This is a genomic window from Aeromonas sp. MR7, from assembly GCF_963899385.1.
Taxonomy (GTDB): Bacteria; Pseudomonadota; Gammaproteobacteria; order Enterobacterales; family Aeromonadaceae; genus Aeromonas; species Aeromonas bestiarum.
The window spans coordinates 1,048,279-1,068,266 of sequence record NZ_CAWQXH010000011.1; the positions used below are offsets into that span (position 1 = coordinate 1,048,279).

Sequence of the window (19,988 nt, forward strand, 5' to 3'; positions counted from 1 at the left end):
TGCGCTTGCTACGAACCTCGAATAGTTGATGTATTTACTCAACATCTATTTCCATAAAAAGCACTGAAGTGACTTAGCGTAAAATCGTAGAAAAATACCATGCTGTAACCAGCATCTATCCTTCAACCTGTATCCCATCCGCACGCTATACCGTTGAATGTAGGCGTTGAAATGCTGCGTGCACGCTGCACTATCAAAGTGAACTGGCCAAATGGATACTTGCGTCACTTTGCTTCTATATCTACTGCAATGATTGGCATCAATGCTATCTGACTCGATATCGAACAATGGATAGTTATGCCGGCATCACAGGCCAGGAGCGTATTAAACTGATTTATCATGCCTAATCAAAATATGTGGCTGATCGTAGTAAAATACCTAGCAGGCTAGCTAAGGCATAAACTCGAATATGAGATGCATGAGATGTCGTTGTCGAATCCTCCGGGTCATCTTTTTTAGGTGATACCATGTCCAGAGGTGCTCAATAATAAGATTGCGTTGTTTATTGGCTGCTGAGTTAAAACTGGAAGACATGCTCGCTAAATAGCGAATCACTAATAGAGTGCGACACCTTGACTGTTCCATCACCATTCTTGGGAAAAGGATATACTGTTATAACCCACTATGTGGCAGCCTGGTAAAGGCGACCAATCCAATTAATCAGTCTCTAATACTCTTTCCGTCGTCTTGGTCATCCATTTTATGTGGATGACCAAGACCTCTTTCAAGTAAATCAATAACCCTCTTCGTACGTTTTCCGATCCTGCTGCAAGGTGGCCCACCGTTTTCTCTATTCTGGTATGACATCCTTGATGCCCCGGCGGTGGGCAAGGTGCGGCTGCCGTAATAGATAGCAGGCTGTGCATGCCCTCATGTGTTTGGGTAGCAGGGGAACCAGACGACTGGCCCGGATGACACCGGCCTAGCCGGGATGTCCGCGCTTTGGGGGATCCTCTGGCGGTGACAGGGGTTGCGATCCATCGTCATGGACGGGTTGCTGATCGCGACTGGCCAGCACGGTGCGATTGCGGCCCCGTCGCTTGGCTTCATAAAGTGCCTTGTCGGCCTGTTTCAACACGGCGTTGAGATCGCCATCGCTGCCGGGCCAATGGGCGACCCCGAGCGAGATGGTGATATGGCCGGCGCCGGGCATCGGATGTGCGGCGACCCGCTGGCGCAACCGCTCGGCGATTTCGAAGGCGAGGGGGAGCGGCAGGCCGGGCAGCAAGACCAGAAACTCTTCACCGCCGCTGCGACACACGGCATCCGCCTGTCTGGCGCCTTGCTGCATCAAGGCCGCGAGGGCGGCCAGCACCTGGTCCCCGACATCATGGCCGAAGCCGTCATTGATCTGCTTGAAGTGATCTATATCCAGCGCTATCACGGCGAGTGGCTGGCCCAGCGCCTGATAGCTGTCGAGCACCTGCTGCATGCCCCGGCGGTTGAACAGGCCCGTCATGGCATCGGTATGGCTGTCATTGTGCAGCTGGGTGATCCTGGTATTGAGCAGCCCCAGCCCCTTGAGCATGGCCTGCTTGAGCTGGGCGGCCTCGAAGTACCAGACCCGGATCCTGGCGATGTTCTTCAGCGACTCTTGTTGATCCATCAGCTTGGCCTTGTGGGCCAGCTGCCACAGCGGCCTGGAGATGAAGATGGCGGAAATCCAGATGAACAGCAGGATCAGCAGGTTGATGGGAATGATCTTGAGCAGCACGTGCATCATCTGCTGATCCAGCCCGGCCAGGGTGGCGGCGCGGGGACGCTGCGCCACCACTCCCCAGTGGGTCTGCGGGATGGGGGCAAAGCCGGCCAGCATCTCTGTGCCCGTCTCGTCAGTCAGTGCGAGTGCCCCCTCTTCGCCGCTTAGCACCTTGTCGACCACCCCGTTGTCACGGATTTTTTCACCGACCCTGGCACTGTCCGGGTGATAGATGCGGGTTCTGTTGCGATCCACCACATAGAGGGAGGAGCCATCCTGATAGTAGTGCTGGCCCAGTATGCCGGAGAGCATGTTGTGTGACTGGAGGTAGATGGTGCCCGCCACATAGCCGAGATAGCGCTTCTCCTTGTCGAAGATGGGGTAGGAGATGCTGATGAGATAGTTGCCCGAGAGCGAAACGAACGGATCCGTGATCACCGGCTGGCGGGTCGTGATGGATAGCTTGGCGCTCTGGGAGGTGAGTCTGGCCCCCTTTACCTGCAGCGTATCGGGATAGACGGCCACGACCACGGCATCGGCATTCACGACGGCCACCGAGTTGAAGGTCGCCGTCTGCTGTTGCAGTCGCTGCATTTCACTCAAGAGGGTGCTGTCATCCTTCATGGCGGGGGCGAGCAGGGTGGCGCTATAGGCCAGCTGGCTCTGACTGGACTGGAGCATGGTGTTGGTCATCTCGGCCAGCTTGGCCGCGTAGACGCGATTGGCATCCAGGGTGTTGCTGATCAGCAGTGCTCGCTGCGCCTCGTAGGTGGCATAAAAACTGTTGCTCAGGGTCGCCATGACGCTGATGACGGCCAGTGCGAGTATGAGGCTGCGCAGGTCAATTTTCAGGAACCGAGGAAGTAGCATGAGCAGGAAGGCGTCCGGTATCAAGGTGCGGTAGTGGAAATGAGCCGGCTGATTCTAATGGAGCCAACTGCCGAAAAGCTACTACTATCCGGCCTGGCCCACCCATCTCAATGCCTTGATCGAAAAGATGATCTTCTCTATTCCCCATCCTTGGCAGGCAGGGATCACGCAATAAAGGCAGTCGTGGGGCCGTCATCCCTGACAGGAACCTCTTCCTGGGCGGGTGAGGTGGCGAGTGCGCGCGGCAAAGGTCAATCCGGCTCGCCCGCTGGCTGCGTCATGGCAGCGACAATCTGCCAGAAGGCATCGATGAGCGGGCCCTTGCTGTGGGGCGGGCGAAGGAGGCCTATGGTCCAGCTTGCCTCGGCTTCACGCAGGGGCAGGGTAAGCACATCCGGGTGCTCTATGGTGGTGGAGGAGGGCACCAGGGTCCAGGCGATATCCGCCGCCGCGGTGGCAACGCCGGCGGCGAAGTCGTTGACGTACTGGATATCGCGAAAGCGCACGCCGCTCTGGGCCAGGTAGTGCATCAGGTTGTCGTAAAACGAGGGTGCCTTGTCCCGGCGCAGTATGGCCAGCGGCTTGTCCACCAGATCCGCGAGTTCATTTATGCCGCTGTAGCTGGCTGGCAGTACGGCGACAAAGTGCGCCTGCACCACAGGCAGGCAGTGCCACCCCTTGGGGGCGGGCAGGCGGCAAAAGCCGAGATCCAACCTGCCTTCGCTCAGGGCCAGCAATTGGTGATGGGTGGAGAGGTCGTTGAGCTCTATGGTCACCTGCGGCCGCTCGGCGCGAAAGCGGGCGATGGCGGCGGGCACCAGTATCTTGGTGGCTACGCCGAAGCCGATGCGCAGAGTGCCGCTGTTGCCTGCCAGCACATCGCGGGCGGTGCGCCCTAGCTGTTCGCTCTGGGCCACCAGGGCGCTGGCATCCGCATAGAGCGCCCGTCCCAGCACGGTCAGGCGGGTGCTGCTGGCGTTGCGCTCGAACAGCTCACCGCCGAACTCTTCCTCCAGCCGCCTTATCTGCTTGCTCAGGGCCGACTGGGTGACATGCTGACGCACCGCCGCCTGACCGAAGTGCAGCACCTCCCCCAGGGTCACGAAGGCTTTCAGATCCCGTAGCTCCACCACAGCTCCTTTCATTCCTGTTGGGAATGTTGAATGGCCACATTTGTCATTGGACGGAATTTTAGAACTGTTCGATGCTTATGCCAATTTATTTGGGACGCCTTGAATGGGGCGCCGACTCATCAGAGATGGCTGACACCATCCGCGCAGAAGGAGCAACACCAGATGCATCACCATATGTTCAACGACTTCCCGAAAGATTTTCTGTGGGGCGCCGCTTCCGCCGCCTATCAAGTGGAAGGGGCCTGGAATGCCGACGGCAAGGGCCCCTCGGTGTGGGATCTGTTCACCAAGTTGCCGGGCAAGACCTTTGAGGGCAGCAACGGCGATGTGGCGGTCGATCACTATCACCGCATGGAAGAAGATGTGGCGTTGATGGCCGAGATGGGGCTCAAGGCCTACCGCTTCTCGGTGAGCTGGCCGCGCATCTACCCGACCGGCCGGGGCGAGGTGAACGAGGCGGGTCTCGCCTTCTACGAAAAACTCATCGACACCCTGCTGGCCCATCAGATCGAACCCGTGCTGACCCTCTATCACTGGGACTTGCCCCAGGCGCTGCAGGATGAGTACGGCGGCTGGGAAGACAGACGCATCATCGACGACTTCGAGCGCTACTGCGTGACCCTGTATCAGCGCTTCGCCGGCAAGGTGAAGTACTGGGTGTCGCTCAATGAGCAGAACTACAACCTGACCAACGCCTATCAGCTCGGCACCCATCCCCCGGCAGTGCAGGACCGCAAGCGCTTCTTCGCCGCCAACCACATCGCCTTCCTGGCCAATGCCCGGGTGATCAAGGCGTTCCGCCAGCATGTACCGAACGGCCTGATAGGCCCTAGCTTCGCCTATTCGCCCGCCTATCCGGCCTCCTGTGACCCCAAAGACATGCTGGCGTTCGAAAATGCCGAGGAGTTCACCAACTACTGGTGGCTGGATGCTTACTGCTTCGGCCGCTACCCCCAGGCGGCGCTCGCCTACCTGAAAGAAAATGGCGAGGCACCGGAAATACTGCCGGGAGATCTTGAGCTGCTGCGCGAAGGCACGCCGGATTACATAGGCGTCAACTACTACTACACCCTGACCTTCACCGACAACCCCCTCGGCGGCCAGACCCTGCAGCGCATCAATACCACGGGGCAGAAGGGCACCACCCCCTCGAGCGGCATTCCGGGCCTCTACAAGACGGCGCCCAACCCCCATCTGGAAACCAGCAACTGGGACTGGGCCATAGACCCGACCGGGATGCGCATCGCCCTGCGCCGCCTCTCCTCCCGCTACGGTCTGCCGCTGATGATCACCGAGAACGGTCTCGGCGAGTTTGATCAGCTGGGGGCGGATGACAAGGTGCACGATGATTACCGCATCGCCTACCTCAAGAGTCATCTCGTTGCCTGTCAGCAGGCACTGCAGGACGGGGTCGAGCTGATTGGTTATTGCGCCTGGTCCTTCACCGATATCCTGAGCTGGCTCAACGGCTACCAGAAGCGTTACGGCTTCGTCTATGTGGATCGCGATGAGCAGGGCGGCACCTTGCGTCGCATCAAGAAAGAGAGTTTCCACTGGTATCAATCGGTGATCGCAAGCGGCGGCAAGACGCTGTAAATCACTCGGTTCGGATTGCGTTGGTACAACAGGCTCTGCTACGGAAAAGGCCCCCTCGTGTGAGGAGGCCTTTCGTTTTGCCGCCGACCTCTTGTGCGATGCAGGAGCATGCTGCGATGGGCGCTAGATAAACATGCCGCCCGAGGCCTCGATGCGCTGGGCATTGACCCAGCGACTGTCATCCGAGAGCAGAGCCGCTATCACGCCGCCTATGTCGTCCGGCTGGCCGACTCGCCCGAGCGCGGTCTGGCTGGCGATGAAGTCGTTGACGGCCTGGTTGTCCCGCACCACACCCCCGCCAAAATCAGTCTCGATGGCACCGGGTGCCACCACGTTGACGGCGATCCCGCGCGGGCCCAGCTCCTTGGCCAGATAGCGGGTCAACACCTCTATTCCCCCCTTCATGGCGGCGTAGGCAGCGTAACCGGGCAGCGCGAAACGGGTGAGGCCGGTCGAGAGATTGATGATGCGCCCGCCATCGCGGATCAGGGGCAGCAACTGCTGGGTCAGGAAGAAGGTCCCCTTGAGGTGAATGTTCATGAGGGTATCGAACTGCTGCTCAGTGGTCTGCTCGAAGCTGGCGTGGATGCCGATGCCGGCATTGTTGACCAGAAAGTCGAACCGCTCGCGTTGCCACTCCCGTTGCAGCAACTGGCGCACCTCGGCCGCGAAGGTGGCGAAGGAGGCGCTGTCGGCCACATCGAGTGGCAAGGCGTGGGCCTTGACGCCGAGCGCATTGGCCTGCGCCACCACTGTGGCCGCCTCTTCGGCCTGGCTGCGATAGGTGATGATGAGATCGACGCCTTTGGCGGCGAGGGCCAGGGCCGAGTGTTTGCCGAGGCCGCGGCTGGCGCCTGTGATGAGGGCGATGGAACGGGTCATGGTACGACTCCTGTCAATGGGGTGGAGGCGGGCTCGGGACGAGCCGCTAGTGCCACTCTATTGGTGCGTGCACCATGGATAAAGATGGTAATAATAGATGCACTGTTCCGTTCAAAGTGACAATGATGCCATGGATCAACTGGATGCGATGAGAATGTTCATGCGGGTGGCCGAACTTGAGAGCTTCACCCGCAGCGCCGAGCAGCTGGGCATGCCCAAGGCAACGCTCTCCGCGGCCATCCGCCGGCTGGAAGAACAGCTGGGCACCCGCTTGCTCCATCGCACCACCAGGCGGGTGCAGCTGACCACGGATGGTCAGCTCTGCTATGCCCGCAGCCAGGAGCTGCTGGCCGACATGGAGGAGTTCAACGGGCTGTTCCGGCAGGGGGGGCAACTCAGCGGCCAGCTGCGGGTGGACATGCCAAGCCGGATGGCGCGCCATCTGGTCATCCCGGCGCTGCCCGCCTTTCTGGCGGCCCATCCAGATCTGCAGCTGATGCTGAGCAGCACGGATCGACGGGTCGATCTGGTGCGTGAGGGCTTCGACTGCGTGGTGCGGGTGGGGGCGCTGGAGTCCTCCAGCCTGGTGGCGCGCCCCCTGGGTCACTACCGCCAGATCAACTGCGCCAGCGCCACCTATCTGGCTCGCCACGGCACACCGCAGACGCTGGCGGATCTGGCACAGCACAGGCTGGTGCACTATGGGGCCGGGCCCGGGAGTCGCGAGGCCGGTTTCGAGTATGTGCAGGCCGATGGCACTCGCACCGTGCTGGCGATGGCGGGGACCCTCACTGTGAGCGACAGCGAAGCCTATCTGGCGGCGGCGCAGGCGGGGCTGGGGATCATCCAGCTGCCAGGAGTCGGGGTCGAGCCGCTGCTCGCCAGTGGCGAGCTGGTGGCCATACTGCCCCAGTGGCAGGCGCCGCCCTTGCCGATCCATGCCCTTTATGCCCATCGTCGCCAGCTCTCGCCCCGGGTGCGGGCCTTTATCCACTGGCTGAGCGAGGTGCTGGATGAGGCGCTGGCTGCTGACTCGGCGGTCGTCACCTGATGCGGGGTCGGTAACGGATGGCCTCCATTCGTCATGCGGGGAGCCTGTGATCAGAACCTCTATGACGGCCATCGAGGATCCCGGTTTGGCGTGGGCGGGGGAGATCGGCATAATGGCGCTCTCACAGAGCAGAGGAGATCTCATGAAATATATCGGAGCCCACGTCAGTGCCGCCGGCGGGGTGGAGAACACCATAGCCCGCGCAGAAGCCATCGGCGCCAACGCCTTCGCCCTGTTTACCAAGAATCAGCGCCAGTGGCAGGCGGCGCCGCTCTCCGAGGCCAGCATCCGCGCCTTCAAGCAGGCCTGCGAGAAAGCCGGTTTTCGCCCCGAGCAGATCCTGCCCCACGACAGCTACCTCATCAATCTGGGGCATCCGGATCCCGACGGCCTCGCCAAATCCCGCGATGCCTTCCTCGATGAGCTCAAGCGCTGCGAGCAGCTGGGGCTTTGCTACCTCAACTTCCACCCCGGCAGCCACTTGAAACAGATCCCGGAAGCGGCCAGCCTGAAACTGGTGAGTGAATCCATCAACTGGGCGCTGGAGCGCAGCCAGGGGGTGACGGCGGTGATCGAGAACACAGCCGGGCAGGGCAGCAACCTCGGCTGGTCGTTTGAACACCTGGCCACCCTCATCGACGGGGTGGAAGACAAGAGCCGGGTCGGCGTCTGTTTCGATACCTGCCACGCCTTCGCCGCCGGTTACGATCTGCGCACGCCCGAGTCCTGTGCCCAGGTGTTCGCCGACTTCGACCGCATCGTCGGTTTCCAGTACCTCAAGGGGATGCACATCAACGGCGCCAAGTGCACCTTCGGCAGCCGGGTCGATCGCCACCACAGCCTGCAGCAGGGCAATCTGGGGGAGGCGGTATTCCACCACATCATGAATGATGAGCGTTTCGACGGCATTCCGCTGATCCTGGAGACCATAGACGAGTCCATCTGGGGCGACGAGATCCGCTGGCTGCGCAGTCTGGCCAAGGCATAACCCGTGCAGGAGAAAGAACGGATGCAAACAGAGGAACTGAGCGCGGCGCCACTGCGCTGGGGCATTGCCGGGGCGGGGGCCATCGCCCATCGTTTCTGCCGGGACGTGAATGATCACGCCAGTGGCAGCCGGGTGGTGGCGATCGCTGCTCGTGATCAGACGCGGGCCCGGGCCTTTGCCGATGAACAGGGGCTGTCCCTTGCCTATGACAGCTATCAGGCGCTGGCGGCCAGCACCGAGGTGGAGGCCGTCTACGTGGCGGTGATCCACCCTGAGCACGCCGGCCTGATCAGGCAGATGTTGCTGGCGGGCAAGCACGTGCTGGTGGAAAAGCCGGCGGTGACTCAGGTAGCAGATTGGGATGCACTGGTGCAGCTCGCCCGGACGCGCGGCCTGCTGCTGATGGAGGCGATGAAGGTGATGTGCTTCCCCGCCATGCGCGAATTGATGCGGCGGTTCGGCGCCCTGCCTGCCCCCAACCGGTTGCGGGCGGCCTTCGGCTCGGTGCAGGAGCGAGATGGCAAGCTGTTTGATCCCGCATTGGCCGGCGGCGCCGCCTGGGATGTGGGTGTCTATCCGCTCTGGCTCTACGCCGCCATCTGTCACCAGCTGGGGCTGGCTGCGGGTGAGCCGCAGGTCGCTCTTTCCCGCCAGGCTGGCGAGGTGGACGAGGCCGCCAGCTTCCGCTTTGCCGGCCCCCTCGTGGCCGAGCTGGATGTTTCCATCGTCCAGGATCTCGACAAGGCGGCGTATCTTGGCGGCGAGGGCTGGGCCCTGCAACTGGTCGGCAAGTGGTGGAACCCCCAGCAGGTATGCTGGGTCACGGGCGATCCCTTGCCTGCCTGGCCGGGAGACATAGCGGAGCCGGTGGCGGGTGGTGGCATGCAGCACGAGGCGGATCATTTCGCCGCCTGTGTCAGGCAGGGATTGAGCGATTCCCCCTGGGTGCCGCAGGCCCTGACCAGACAAGTGCTGGGGTGGGTCGAGCGCGGCTTGCAAGCCGGCTCGTGATCATGATGTGCAGAGAGGGCGCCGGGGCGCCCTCTCTGTTTGTCTGATCTCTTGCCTGCTTGAGCGGCGAGCCGTCATGCCTCAGACGCTCACCCTATCTGCTCGTTGGCGACCCGGCTGGGGCTGAGGCAGGGCTCCCTCCTGCGCGCGGCAAAACTGCAGAAAGCGGCGCAGGGTGGCCGAGTGGTATTTCTGCCGATGCCAGATGAGGGAGAGCTGGCGGGGGAAGCGCCGGGCAAGGGAGAAGGCCACCAGCCGACCGGCCTGCAACCGATCCGACACCGCCAGGCGGGAGATGAAGGAGATCCCCAGCCCTTTTTCAACCGCCAGCATCACGGCCTCCAGGGTGTTGAGCTCCAGCCCCGCCTGCCAGCGAGGCAACTCGGGCTGGATCTGCAGCTCGAATTGCTCGCGACTGCCCGACTGGGGTTCGCGCAGCACCCAGGTCTCATCGCTCAGCTGGCTGAGCGACAGGCGATTGCGCCGGGCGAGGGGGTGGTCGGGGTGCGCCACGATCAGCATCTCGTCATTGAGCCAGGGTTCGCTGACCAGATCCGGGTGGTGGTTCTGCCCCTCTATCAATGCCAGATCCAGCTCGAAGTTGGCCAGCAGATGGCAGAGCTTGTGGGTGTTGGTGATGGTGACCCTGGGGGGCAAGCCCAGCTCCTGCTTGCTGCTGGCCAGCAGGGTAGGGAGCAGGTAGTTGCCTATGGTCTGGCTGGCGCCGAGGCGCAGCTGGCCGCTCGGCTCCGCATCCGGGCTGAACAGGGTCTCGATATCCTGCATCCGGGTCAGCAACTCTTCGGCGGCCGGTTGCAGCAGGCGCCCCTCGTTGTTGAGCTGCAATCTGGGGTGGATGCGGTCGAACAAGGGGGTGGCGAGCTGGCGCTCCAGCTCCTGCAACGACTGGGAGACGGCGCCCTTGCTCAGGCAGAGCTCGTTGGCGGCCAGTCCCAGATTGCCGTAGCGGGCTATGGTGGCAAAGACCTTGAGTTGTTGCAGGGTCAATTTCATGTTTGGTTAACCTGAACGATTGATTCAATTCATTTAGATATCGTAAACGATAGCCGCTCTTTATCCTATGCACATCGTCTCTCACAAGAGGTTTCAGACATGATCGCAAGAACCCGTCAATCCTTGGGCAAAGCCCCGACCCCCATGGCGGGCCTGGCACTCGGGATCGCCAGTTTGGGTTGGTGCTGGGAAAATGCCGGTCAGTTCGATGGCCGCCTGCAGCTGCTGGGCGCCGCCGTCGCCGCCGTGCTGCTGGTGATCCTCACCTTCAAGTTTCTGCTCCATCCGCGCCTGCTGTGGCAGGATCTGGCTCACCCCGTGGTGGGCAGCGTGGTCCCCACCTATGCCATGGGCACCATGGTGGTTTCCAAGGCGATCGGCATGCTGAGCCCGGGCCTTGGCGAGGGGCTCTGGTTGTTTGCCGTGGTGCTGCACCTTCTCTTCCTGGCGACCTTCCTCTGGCACAGGGCCAGGCAGTTCGAGATCCATCACATGGTGCCGAGCTGGTTCGTACCGCCTGTGGGTATTATCGTGGCTGACGTCGCCTTTCCCGGCGGCCAGTTTGCCGCGCTGGCCGACGGTCTGCTCTGGTTCGGCATGCTCTGCTACGCTCTGATGCTGCCGCTGATGCTCTACCGTCTCATCTTCAGCCATGAGGTGCCGGATGCTGCCAAGCCGACCATCGCCATTCTGGCGGCCCCTGCCAGCCTGTCACTGGCCGGCTACCTGACGGTGACCGAGGATCCTTCCCTGCTGCTGGTGGCCGTGCTGCTGGGGATCGCCATCCTGATGACCGGCATCATCTACCTGGCCTTCATCAAGCTGCTGCGTCTGCCGTTCTCACCGGGCTATGCCGCTTTTACCTTCCCGCTGGTGATAGGCGCCACCGCCCTGTTCAAGGTGGGGCACCTGCTGGAGCAGTGGCCGCAAGCGGCCCACTATGTGGCGCAGATCAATCTGCTTGCCCACTTCGAGCTGGGCGCCGCCACCCTGATTGTCGGCTACGTGGCCCTGCGTTATCTGATGTTCTTCCTGCCGCTGGGTGATAGCGGCATGGCGCCCGGCATGGCCCGGCACGGTGCCCGCCGCTAGGCAAAGACTCTGCTGGAGAGCAAGGGGATAAGGGGTCAGTCAACGAGAAGGGCATGCGTGATGACATGCTCCGCTGACCAGATAGCAGCGACAGCGCTCCACCATGGGGGGAGCGCTTTTTTGTCTCTTCTTGCGGGTCGAACGCGGGGATGTCAGTCCCTGGCGGATCCATTTTTTGAACCAGCGCTCACCGTGGGGGGCTCACGATGAATTTCACTGGTATTACCTGTCAGGACGAATACAATGCAACCCCATTTTCTTCGTTTGACCTCATTCATGTCTGCCCAAGATCCTGTGTTTGACTCCTCTTTTCAGACCCGTTTGCTGCGCCCGCGTTACTGGCCGAGCTGGCTGGCGCTCGGTGCGCTTTGTCTGCTCGCCTTCGTGCCGCCCCGCTGGCGTGACAAGCTGGCAGAATGGCTGGCGCCGCTGATCGTCAAGGTGTCCAAGAAGCAGATTTATATCGCCAGGACCAACCTGGATATCTGCTTTGCCGACAAGAGCGACGCCGAGCGCGATGCCATCCTGATGACCTCCATTCGCATCGGTCTCAAGACCCTGCTCGGCTTCGGTGAGTTCACGGTGCGCAGCCCCGCCTACCTGATGAGCCGCATCCAGGTGAGCGGCTGGGAACATATCGAGGCCGAACAGGCCGCTGGCCGCCCCGTGATCCTGGTGGTGCCCCACAGCTGGCCGGTCGATGCCGCCGGCTACTACTTCACCCAGCGTGGTGTGCCCATGTGCACCATGATGAAGAGCTCCCGCAATCCGGTCTTTGACTGGCACCTCAACCGGGCCCGGGCCAAGAATGGTTGCCGCGTCTACGAGCGCAGCGCCGGCATCAAGGCGGTGATCCGGACCATCAAGGGGGGACACAGCTTCTTCTATCTGCCGGATCAGGATCATGGCCGCGAGAAGAGCATCTTTGCCCCCTTCTTCGGCTACCCCAAGGCGACCCTGCCGGCCCTGCCACGTCTGGTGCAGGTCAGCGGTGCACGGGCCGTGCCCCTGCTGGCCTGCTATGACGAGGCGCACTACTGCTACCGTCTGGAGATAGAGGCGCCGTTTACGGATTATCCCAGCGCCGATCTGATGGCGGACACCTGCCGCATGAATGACATGGTGCAGCAGCAGCTGACCCGTCATCCCGGCCAGTACATGTGGTTCCTCAAGATCTTTGATACTCGTGAGGATCAGGAGGGGCCGGATGGCCTCTACGAGGAGGGCATTAAACGGATCCGGGGAGATCTTCCCCCTCGCCCCTGAGGGGGTGTCAGCGCTGTTTGTCATGGCCCTTCGGGGCCATTTTTGTGGGCGCCGCACCCGGGATGGCGCACTCCCTTGCACCCCAAAGTGGAAAAAAATATCAGGATAATTAAAATAACCGTTTCTTTTCTATGACTTGATGGCGGCCATGTCCTCACACGATCCGGTTTTTGACACCTCATTTCATGCCCACCTGCTTCACCCGCGCTGGTGGGGCAGCTGGCTGGCGCTCGGTCTGTTGTGCCTGCTGGCGCTGGTTCCCCACGGGCTGCGCGATCGTTTTGCCAATGTCATGGCACCTGCCTTGCTGCGCTTTTCCAGGAAACAGGCCTATATCGCCGAGACCAACCTCAAGATCTGCTTTCCCGAGCTGGATGCGGCCGGGCGCCGCACCCTGCTGCTCAAGGCGATCCGCACCGGCCTCAAGACCTTCATGGGCTTTGGCGAGCTGACCCTGCGCAGCGCCGCCCACCTCAAGCGCCGCATCAAGGTGCGGGGCTGGGAACATATAGCGGCGGAGCAGGCCGCCGGGCGTCCCATGATACTGGTGGTGCCCCACACCTGGGCGGTGGACATGATAGGCCGCTACCTGACCGACGAGGGGCTTGTGCTGTGCACCATGATGAAGAGCCCGAAAGATCAGGTATTTGACTGGTACATCAACCGCGAGCGGGCCAAGGGGGGCAAGGTGTACGAGCGCAGCGTCGGCATCAAGCCGGCCATCAAGGCCATTCGCAGCGGCGCCAGCTTCTTCTACCTGCCGGATCAGGATCATGGCCGCGAGGCCAGCCTGTTCATCCCCTTCTTCGGCCACCCCAAGGCGACCCTGCCGGCGCTGCCCAAGCTGGTGAAGCTGACCGGTGCCAGGGCCGTGCCCATCCTCGCCTGCTACGACGAGGAGGAGGGCTGCTACCGGCTGGAGATTGAACCGCCGTTCGATCCTTATCCCAGCGGGGACCTGAATGCCGATGTCAACGCCATGAACCGCATGGTGGAGCGGCAGCTGCGCCGTCATCCCGAGCAGTACATGTGGTTTCTCAAGATCTTCGAAACCCAGGAGCATCAGGCGGGGCCGGATGGTCTCTACGAAGAGGGCATTAAGCGGATCCGCAGCGGTCTGCCCCCCGAACCCTGAAGGGAAATACACCGGCTGGCGTGTTGAGCACAGGCGGGTGACAACTGCTTGTCCTTCAGGCAGTTTGGTGGGCAAAAAGTCGGCAATCAGGGCGCCGCGGGGCGCCAGATAACAGGGATATGCAAGCTGGCCCCGCAGGGGCTATCTTCTGATGCGCAAATAGGGTAAAAGGGCGGCCATGAAAATTCCAAATCGAATCCAACCTCTGGTTGATGACGGCCTGGTCGATGACGTCATCAGCCGGCTGATGAGCGGCAAAGAGGCCGACGTCTATGTGGTGCGCTGCGGTGACGAGATCCGCTGCGCCAAGGTCTATAAAGAGGCGTCCAAGCGCAGCTTCAAGCAGGCCGTGGTCTATCAGGAAGGGCGCAAGGTACGCAACAGCCGCAGCGCCCGCGCCATGGAGAAGGGCTCCAAGTACGGTCGCAAGCAGCACGAAGAGGTGTGGCAGAACACAGAAGTCGACGCCCTGTTCAAGCTGGCGGCGGCCGGGGTGCGGGTGCCGCAGCCCTATGTCTGCCTCGACGGCGTGCTGCTGATGGAGCTCATCACCGACGAGGAGGGCAACGTGGCCCCCCGTCTCAACGACGTGGCGCTCTCGCCCGAGCAGGCCATCGCCGATCACGCCAAGGTGATCCGCTACGTGGTGCGCATGCTCTGTGCCGGCCTCATCCACGGCGACCTTTCCGAATTCAACGTGCTGGTGGATGCCCAGGGGCCCGTCATCATAGACCTGCCCCAGGTGGTGGATGCCGCCGCCAACAACCAGGCCAAGGCCATGCTGGAGCGGGACGTCAACAACATGCGCAACTACTACGGCATGTATGCCCCCGAGCTGCTCAAGACCCGCTACGCCAAGGAGATGTGGGCGCTGTTCGAAGATGGCAAGCTCACTCCCGAGAGCGAGCTGACCGGCCTGTTCGAGGAGAGCACCGAGGCCATCGACATCGATGCCGTGCTGCACGAGATAGAGAGCGCCGAAGAGGAGGCGCTGGCCCGTCAGGCGCGGATGAAGGCCGAGCAGGAAGACAGCTACTGAGCCCCGCCATCATCACCTCATCAGTCACACCATGAGCGCCCTAGCGGCGCTCTTTTTATGGCCGCGACCTGCACCCGTGCCGAGTCAGGCAGGTGGTCATAGTGGGGGAGAGAGCCGGTAAAACCGCACCCAGCAGTCATCCCCTGCATGGTAGCGGCGATCCAGACATTGTCCGTTGGCGGCCGCTATGACCCTGAGGGAGGCGCCGTTGGCTTCGTCGCAGCTGATGAGCAGGGGCTCGGTCAGCACAGCTTGCTGCAACCAGCGCAGCAGGGTACGGGCCACCCCTTCACCCCGGCGGGAGGGGCGGGTCTCGTAGCCTATGTGGCCAAGCCAGGCCAGGGTGGCCGGATTGTCGCCGTGGCGCAGGCGCAAGGCTCCGAGGATCTCCCCCCTCTCAAGGGCAAAGTAGGTGGTGGTGGGCGGGTAGTCCGGCGGCAGATGCCGTCCATCGGCATGGGCGAGCAGATCCTGCAGCCACTGATCCGGGTCAAATTGCGCCACCTGATAGAGCGGCAACCCGGCGGCGCCACATTCGGCCACATAACGGCGATAGGCGGGCGCATCGCAAAGCTGTGCGGCCCGGCACTCTATGGCGGCCGTCATGGGCGCTGCTCTGCCGTCTGCAGTGGCTGGGGCGCGCTGTGGTGGGGCTCCTGCACGCAGGCCCGCTGCCGTCCCGTCTGCTTGGCGGCGTAGAGCGCCTGATCCGCCCGCAGATAGGCCTGCTCGAAGCGCTCTCCCGGCTGCAGCGAGGTGAGGCCCATGCTGAGGCTGATGGGGCCGCCCGCCAGCCAGCGGGTCGCCTCCGTGACCTCTTGCTGCAGGGCGTGGCAGTAGCCGGGCAACGTCTGCGGCGTCTCCATCACCAGCAAGGCCAGTTCGTCGCCACCGAGGCGCCCGGCCAGCCCCGCCGGGGGCAGGTTCTCCCGGATCACCCGGCCAACCACCCGCAGCATGGCATCACCGGCGGGATGACCGTGCCGGTCGTTGATCAGCTTGAAGTTGTCCAGATCGATCAGCAGCAGCTGGCATGGACGGGCGTGTCGGCATGCGCGCGCCGCCAGCTGCAGCTCGAAATGGTGGCGGCTGTCCAGTCCGGTCAGGGCGTCCAGATTGGCGCGCCGTTCCAGCTCGCGCTGGGTTGCCAGCAGCGCCTGCTGCTGGCGGGTGTGCACCAGGCTGAGCAACAGATAGCTGCGGGCTATGGTGAAGAGCAGGCTGAGCAGGATCACGGGCCCGAGCAGGGGATCGGTAAAAGTCGTGGCCGCGAACTCGGGCAGCCAGAGGTGCTTGGCGATCCGCAGCAGTTGCAACAGCAGCTGCAGGCCGAGCAGCAGGACGGCAAAGCGCAGCACCCGATAGCCGGGGGCCAGCCGTTGATAACGCCAGAGCTGCCAGATCAGCACGGCCATCTGCAGCGAGAGCACGGCGGAGAGCACTATGATCCGGCTGTGCACATCGGACAGCGGCCGCAGGCTGGCGGTCAGGGCAAACAGCGCGAAGCCGGTGAGGGCGATGGCGGGACAGAGCCAGCCCAGCCGGTCCGCCTCGCGCCGAAAGAAATGACGCAGGCCCCGCTCATAGAGCAAGGGGGTGGCGATCAGCAGCAGGTTGGTCAGCAGAATATTGGCGAGGGAGGTCTCCCCCGCGAGCGGGCGGATCAGCAGGCAGCCGAAGGCGGCGGCGATGGCCAGCTCGCTGGCCGACCAGTAGAGCAGGGCCCGGATGTGGCGCTGGGTATGCCATACATAGGCGAAAATGGCCGCGACCCCGACGTGCGACAGCGTGACGAACAGCACCAGGCTCAACAATTGCGCTGAGGAAAACAGATTTTGCATCTAGGGGGCTCTCTGGGCTCGTCCTGCCGGTCACTGTGTCTCGACCCGGAGGGTCGCCATGACAGTGCCGGATCACAACATGAATCCGACCCATTATCAATGGCTTGAGCTGCTGGATCCCGATCCTGGCCATAACCGGATCGATGGCGGCAGCTGACGCGATTCATCAAGGGTTCGAAACGGGGTTTGTCGATCGCGCCACCCGTCTGGGGAGTGTCAGGTTGGCTGCACCGGCAGCGCCATGACGGTGGCCTCCCGGCCGAGATGGGCCAGCAGGCGGCGCACATCGTCCAGCGTGATGATGAGGGTGGCTGTGTTGACCAGCGGGTGGCACTGCACCCGTTCGGCTTGCCAGATGGTGTGGTCCACCACCAGGGTCACCGCCCGCTCTGTGTCGCGCACCATGGCGAGCAGGGTCACGGCGCCCGGGGTAAGGCCGAGCACGGCAGCCAGCCGTTCGGGGGAGCCAAAGCTCAGCCGCTTGACCCCGAGCGCCCTGGCCAGCGCCTTGAGATCGACCCGGCTTTCTTCAGGTGTCACCACCAGAAACAGCCGCTCGCTTTTGGGGTCGCGCAAAAACAGGTTCTTGGTCCTGGCGGCGGGCAGGTCGGGCAGCAGCTTGCTCGCCTCCTCACAGGTGAAGACGGGGGCATGGTCGATGCGCTGATAGGAAATGGCCAGCCGGTCCAGCAGGGAATAGAGTGTCACCAGGGCCCCTCGTGTTGGGTGAACAGGCGCAGGGAATGGGCGGCGATGACTGGGCTCCCGGCGCATGGGCAGAGAGTCGAGCTTAGCAGCTTGGCTTCTGCCGCGCAGCTTGGCGTGGCAATTGCGGCCAGGTACTGTATGAACGTACAATAGTCTCATCCCAAGGCCGACCCCTTTATCCTGAATGACTGCGACCCAGCCCACAGTGACGACCACTTCTCCTGCCACGCCGCCTCGCGACGGTTTCATCCTGACCCGTCATGGCCGGGACGTGCGTGGCCGGGCGGGGGAAGGGGGACGCACCGAGATAGTGATGTGGCTCTGGAGCGAGCAGGGGCCGGTGCGGCTGGTGGTGCCGGGGCAGGAGCCCGTGTTCTTCCTGCCGCAAAGCCACATGCAGGAGGCGGCCGAGCTGTTCAAGGGGGCCGGCGTGAGCGGGCGATTTCGCCGTCTGCCCATGCACACCTTCGACGGGCGTGCCGTGGTGGGCTGCTATTTCTCCACCCTGAGCGCCTTTCACCGGGCCATCGAGCTGCTGCTGATCCGCGGGCTGGAGCACTTCGAGGCGGATATCCGGCTGCCGGAGCGCTTTCTGATGGAACGCTTCATCACGGCCGGGGTCCGTTTCGGCGGCCATGCACGGCAGAAGGGGGGCAAGCGTGGCTACTGGGAGGTGAACGAGGCGCGCTGCGCCCCGCAGGCGGTGACGCCGAGCCTCTCCTGGGTGTCGCTGGACGTGGAGTGTGCCATGGACGGGGCCCTCTTCTCCGTGGGGCTCTACAGCCGTGAGGATGCACGGGTCATCATGATAGGCGCCCCCGAAGCCGGTGCCGAGGCGTGGGAGACCCGCATCGAGTGGGTGGCGGATGAAAATGCCCTGCTGAGCGCGCTGGAAACCTGGTTCAGCCAGCACGATCCCGATCTGGTGATCGGCTGGAACGTGGTCAATTTCGATTTTCGCCTGCTGCTGCGCCGCGCCGAACTCAACAAGCGGCGGCTGCGCTTCGGGCGGGGGCGCGAACTCTGCTTCTGGCGCTCGTCACGCAACGATCCCCAGACCGGCAACGTCATCATCCCGGGCCGCATGGTGCTCGACGGCATAGATACCCTGAAAAGCGCCACCTGGCAGTTTGCCAGCTACAGCCTGGATGCGGTGGCAAGCGAGCTGCTCGGTCGCGGCAAGGATATCGAGGATGTGGCGAACCGGGGAGAGAAGATCACCGAACTGTTCCACTCCGACAAGGAGGCGCTCGCCCGCTACAACCTGGAAGATTGCAGGCTGGTGTGGGAGATCTTCGACTACTGCCACCTCATTCCCTTTGCCATCGAGCGCGCCTCCCTCACCGGTCTCGAGCTCGATCGGGTGGGGGGCTCGGTGGCTGCCTTCACCAACCTCTACCTGCCGCGGCTCCATCGCGGCGGCTATGTTGCCCCCAATCTGCCTGCCGATGGCGGGCTGGCGAGCCCGGGCGGCTATGTGATGGACTCCAAACCCGGCCTCTATCGCCACGTGCTGGTGCTCGATTTCAAGAGCCTCTATCCCAGCATCATCCGCACCTTCTGCATCGATCCCATGGGGCTGGTGGAGGGGTTGCAGCACCCGGACGAGGCGATTCCCGGCTTTCGCGGCGCCCTGTTCTCCCGTACTCGCCACTTTTTGCCGGATCTCATCGCCACCCTGTGGGCGGCGCGAGACAGGGCCAAGGCGGCCAGCAACAAGGCGCTTTCCCAGGCCATCAAGATCATCATGAACTCCTTCTACGGGGTGCTGGGCTCGGGGGGCTGTCGCTTCTACGATCCCAGGCTTGCCTCTTCCATCACCTTGCGCGGCCACAGCATCATGCAGCAGACCCGGGAGTGGATCGAGGCGCAGGGGTTCGAGGTGATCTACGGCGACACCGACTCCACCTTCGTCCACCTTAATCGGGACACCAGCCCCGAGGCGGCGGACGAGATTGGCCATGAGCTGGCCCGGATGATCAACGACAACTGGAGTGCGCTGATCAGGCGCGAGTTCGACCTGCCGAGCCATCTGGAGATCCAGTACGAGACCCATTACCGCCGTTTCCTGATGCCCACCATCCGCGGGCTGGAGAAAGGCAGCAAGAAGCGTTACGCCGGCCTGGTTGGAAAACAGGAAGAGGGGCGAGGGGAGGAAGAATATCTGGTGTTCAAGGGGCTGGAATCGGTGCGCACCGACTGGACCATGCTGGCCAAGCAGTTCCAGACCCGGCTCTATGAGCTGGTGTTTCACGACCAGGACCCCAGCGGCTACGTGCGCACCATAGTGGATGAGACCCGGGCCGGCCTGCACGATGACTTGCTCATCTACCGCAAGCGGCTGCGCCAGAAACTGGAGGAGTACCAGAAGAACGTGCCACCCCACGTGCGGGCGGCGCGTCTGGCCGACGAGGAGAATCTGCGCCGCGGTCAACCCCAGCGCTATCAGCACAGGGGTACCATCGCCTATCTGATGACGCTGGGCGGCCCGGAACCGCTGGAATACAGGCGCAGCGCCATCGATTACGAGCACTACATCGATAAGCAGCTGAGGCCCATCGCCGACGCCATACTGCCCTTCATCGGGGAGTCATTCGACCGGATCTGCGGCCAGCAGCTGGATCTCTTCTAGCCCGAAGGCGTGCAAGGCGTGGAGGGAAAGG

16 protein-coding genes are annotated in these 19,988 nt (G+C 62.7%); 9 read left to right on the forward strand and 7 right to left on the reverse strand.

Going from position 1 to position 19,988, the window contains the following annotated elements:
* Positions 1-922 precede the first annotated feature (922 nt).
* Positions 923-2,569: a sensor domain-containing diguanylate cyclase gene (locus tag AACW87_RS09720; RefSeq protein ID WP_241324860.1), complete on the reverse strand. Its 1,647-nt coding sequence runs from the start codon at positions 2,567-2,569 to the stop codon at positions 923-925.
* Between the two features lie 251 nt (positions 2,570-2,820).
* A complete protein-coding gene (locus AACW87_RS09725) occupies positions 2,821-3,699 on the reverse strand; it encodes a LysR family transcriptional regulator (protein ID WP_098984160.1) in 879 nt (292 codons plus the stop codon).
* A gap of 165 nt (positions 3,700-3,864) precedes the next feature.
* Between AACW87_RS09725 and AACW87_RS09730 the strand changes: the two genes are divergently transcribed.
* Positions 3,865-5,298 carry a glycoside hydrolase family 1 protein gene (locus AACW87_RS09730; RefSeq protein WP_241324861.1) on the forward strand — a complete coding sequence of 478 codons (1,434 nt, stop codon included), beginning with the start codon at positions 3,865-3,867 and terminating at the stop codon, positions 5,296-5,298.
* A gap of 123 nt (positions 5,299-5,421) precedes the next feature.
* Here AACW87_RS09730 and AACW87_RS09735 read toward each other — a convergent pair whose 3' ends face one another.
* Positions 5,422-6,180: an SDR family NAD(P)-dependent oxidoreductase gene (locus AACW87_RS09735; protein WP_241324862.1), complete on the reverse strand. Its 759-nt coding sequence runs from the start codon at positions 6,178-6,180 to the stop codon at positions 5,422-5,424.
* A gap of 130 nt (positions 6,181-6,310) precedes the next feature.
* Between AACW87_RS09735 and AACW87_RS09740 the strand changes: the two genes are divergently transcribed.
* The 3 genes from AACW87_RS09740 (at position 6,311) to AACW87_RS09750 (ending at position 9,230) form a co-directional block, all read left to right on the forward strand.
* Complete coding sequence (locus AACW87_RS09740; RefSeq protein ID WP_043555546.1) at positions 6,311-7,231, forward strand: LysR substrate-binding domain-containing protein; 921 nt, start codon at positions 6,311-6,313, stop codon at positions 7,229-7,231.
* 142 nt (positions 7,232-7,373) lie between these two features.
* Positions 7,374-8,219: a deoxyribonuclease IV gene (gene nfo, locus AACW87_RS09745; protein ID WP_043555548.1), complete on the forward strand. Its 846-nt coding sequence runs from the start codon at positions 7,374-7,376 to the stop codon at positions 8,217-8,219.
* A gap of 21 nt (positions 8,220-8,240) precedes the next feature.
* On the forward strand, positions 8,241-9,230 hold the full coding sequence (locus AACW87_RS09750; protein ID WP_241324864.1) for a Gfo/Idh/MocA family protein: 990 nt from the start codon (positions 8,241-8,243) through the stop codon (positions 9,228-9,230).
* Between the two features lie 81 nt (positions 9,231-9,311).
* On the opposite strand, the gene AACW87_RS09755 is transcribed toward AACW87_RS09750, so the two are convergent.
* Positions 9,312-10,244: a LysR substrate-binding domain-containing protein gene (locus tag AACW87_RS09755; RefSeq protein ID WP_241324865.1), complete on the reverse strand. Its 933-nt coding sequence runs from the start codon at positions 10,242-10,244 to the stop codon at positions 9,312-9,314.
* A 99-nt stretch (positions 10,245-10,343) separates the two neighbouring features.
* On the opposite strand from AACW87_RS09755, the gene AACW87_RS09760 reads away from it, so the two are divergent.
* The 4 genes from AACW87_RS09760 to AACW87_RS09775 all read left to right on the forward strand — a co-directional run bounded on the left by AACW87_RS09760 (position 10,344) and on the right by AACW87_RS09775 (position 14,776).
* Complete coding sequence (locus AACW87_RS09760; RefSeq protein WP_241324866.1) at positions 10,344-11,336, forward strand: TDT family transporter; 993 nt, start codon at positions 10,344-10,346, stop codon at positions 11,334-11,336.
* 276 nt (positions 11,337-11,612) lie between these two features.
* The gene (gene lpxM, locus AACW87_RS09765; protein WP_098984151.1) at positions 11,613-12,602 is read left to right on the forward strand and encodes a lauroyl-Kdo(2)-lipid IV(A) myristoyltransferase; all 990 of its coding nucleotides are present in this window, start codon (positions 11,613-11,615) and stop codon (positions 12,600-12,602) included.
* Between the two features lie 139 nt (positions 12,603-12,741).
* Positions 12,742-13,737, forward strand: coding sequence for an LpxL/LpxP family acyltransferase (locus AACW87_RS09770; RefSeq protein ID WP_181003536.1), 996 nt, complete (start codon positions 12,742-12,744; stop codon positions 13,735-13,737).
* 178 nt (positions 13,738-13,915) lie between these two features.
* Positions 13,916-14,776, forward strand: a complete 861-nt coding sequence (locus AACW87_RS09775; RefSeq protein ID WP_042871742.1) for a PA4780 family RIO1-like protein kinase — start codon at positions 13,916-13,918, stop codon at positions 14,774-14,776.
* A gap of 96 nt (positions 14,777-14,872) precedes the next feature.
* Here AACW87_RS09775 and AACW87_RS09780 read toward each other — a convergent pair whose 3' ends face one another.
* The 3 genes from AACW87_RS09780 to AACW87_RS09790 all read right to left on the reverse strand — a co-directional run bounded on the left by AACW87_RS09780 (position 14,873) and on the right by AACW87_RS09790 (position 17,325).
* A complete protein-coding gene (locus AACW87_RS09780; RefSeq protein ID WP_241324867.1) occupies positions 14,873-15,382 on the reverse strand; it encodes a GNAT family N-acetyltransferase in 510 nt (169 codons plus the stop codon).
* Positions 15,379-16,617, reverse strand: coding sequence for a GGDEF domain-containing protein (locus AACW87_RS09785; RefSeq protein ID WP_241324868.1), 1,239 nt, complete (start codon positions 16,615-16,617; stop codon positions 15,379-15,381). Before AACW87_RS09785 ends, AACW87_RS09780 begins: the two co-directional genes overlap by 4 nt.
* Before the next feature lie 216 nt (positions 16,618-16,833).
* Positions 16,834-17,325, reverse strand: a complete 492-nt coding sequence (locus AACW87_RS09790; protein ID WP_098984147.1) for a prolyl-tRNA synthetase associated domain-containing protein — start codon at positions 17,323-17,325, stop codon at positions 16,834-16,836.
* Between the two features lie 184 nt (positions 17,326-17,509).
* On the opposite strand from AACW87_RS09790, the gene AACW87_RS09795 reads away from it, so the two are divergent.
* On the forward strand, positions 17,510-19,957 hold the full coding sequence (locus tag AACW87_RS09795) for a DNA polymerase II (RefSeq protein WP_241324869.1): 2,448 nt from the start codon (positions 17,510-17,512) through the stop codon (positions 19,955-19,957).
* Positions 19,958-19,988: the final 31 nt, after the last annotated feature.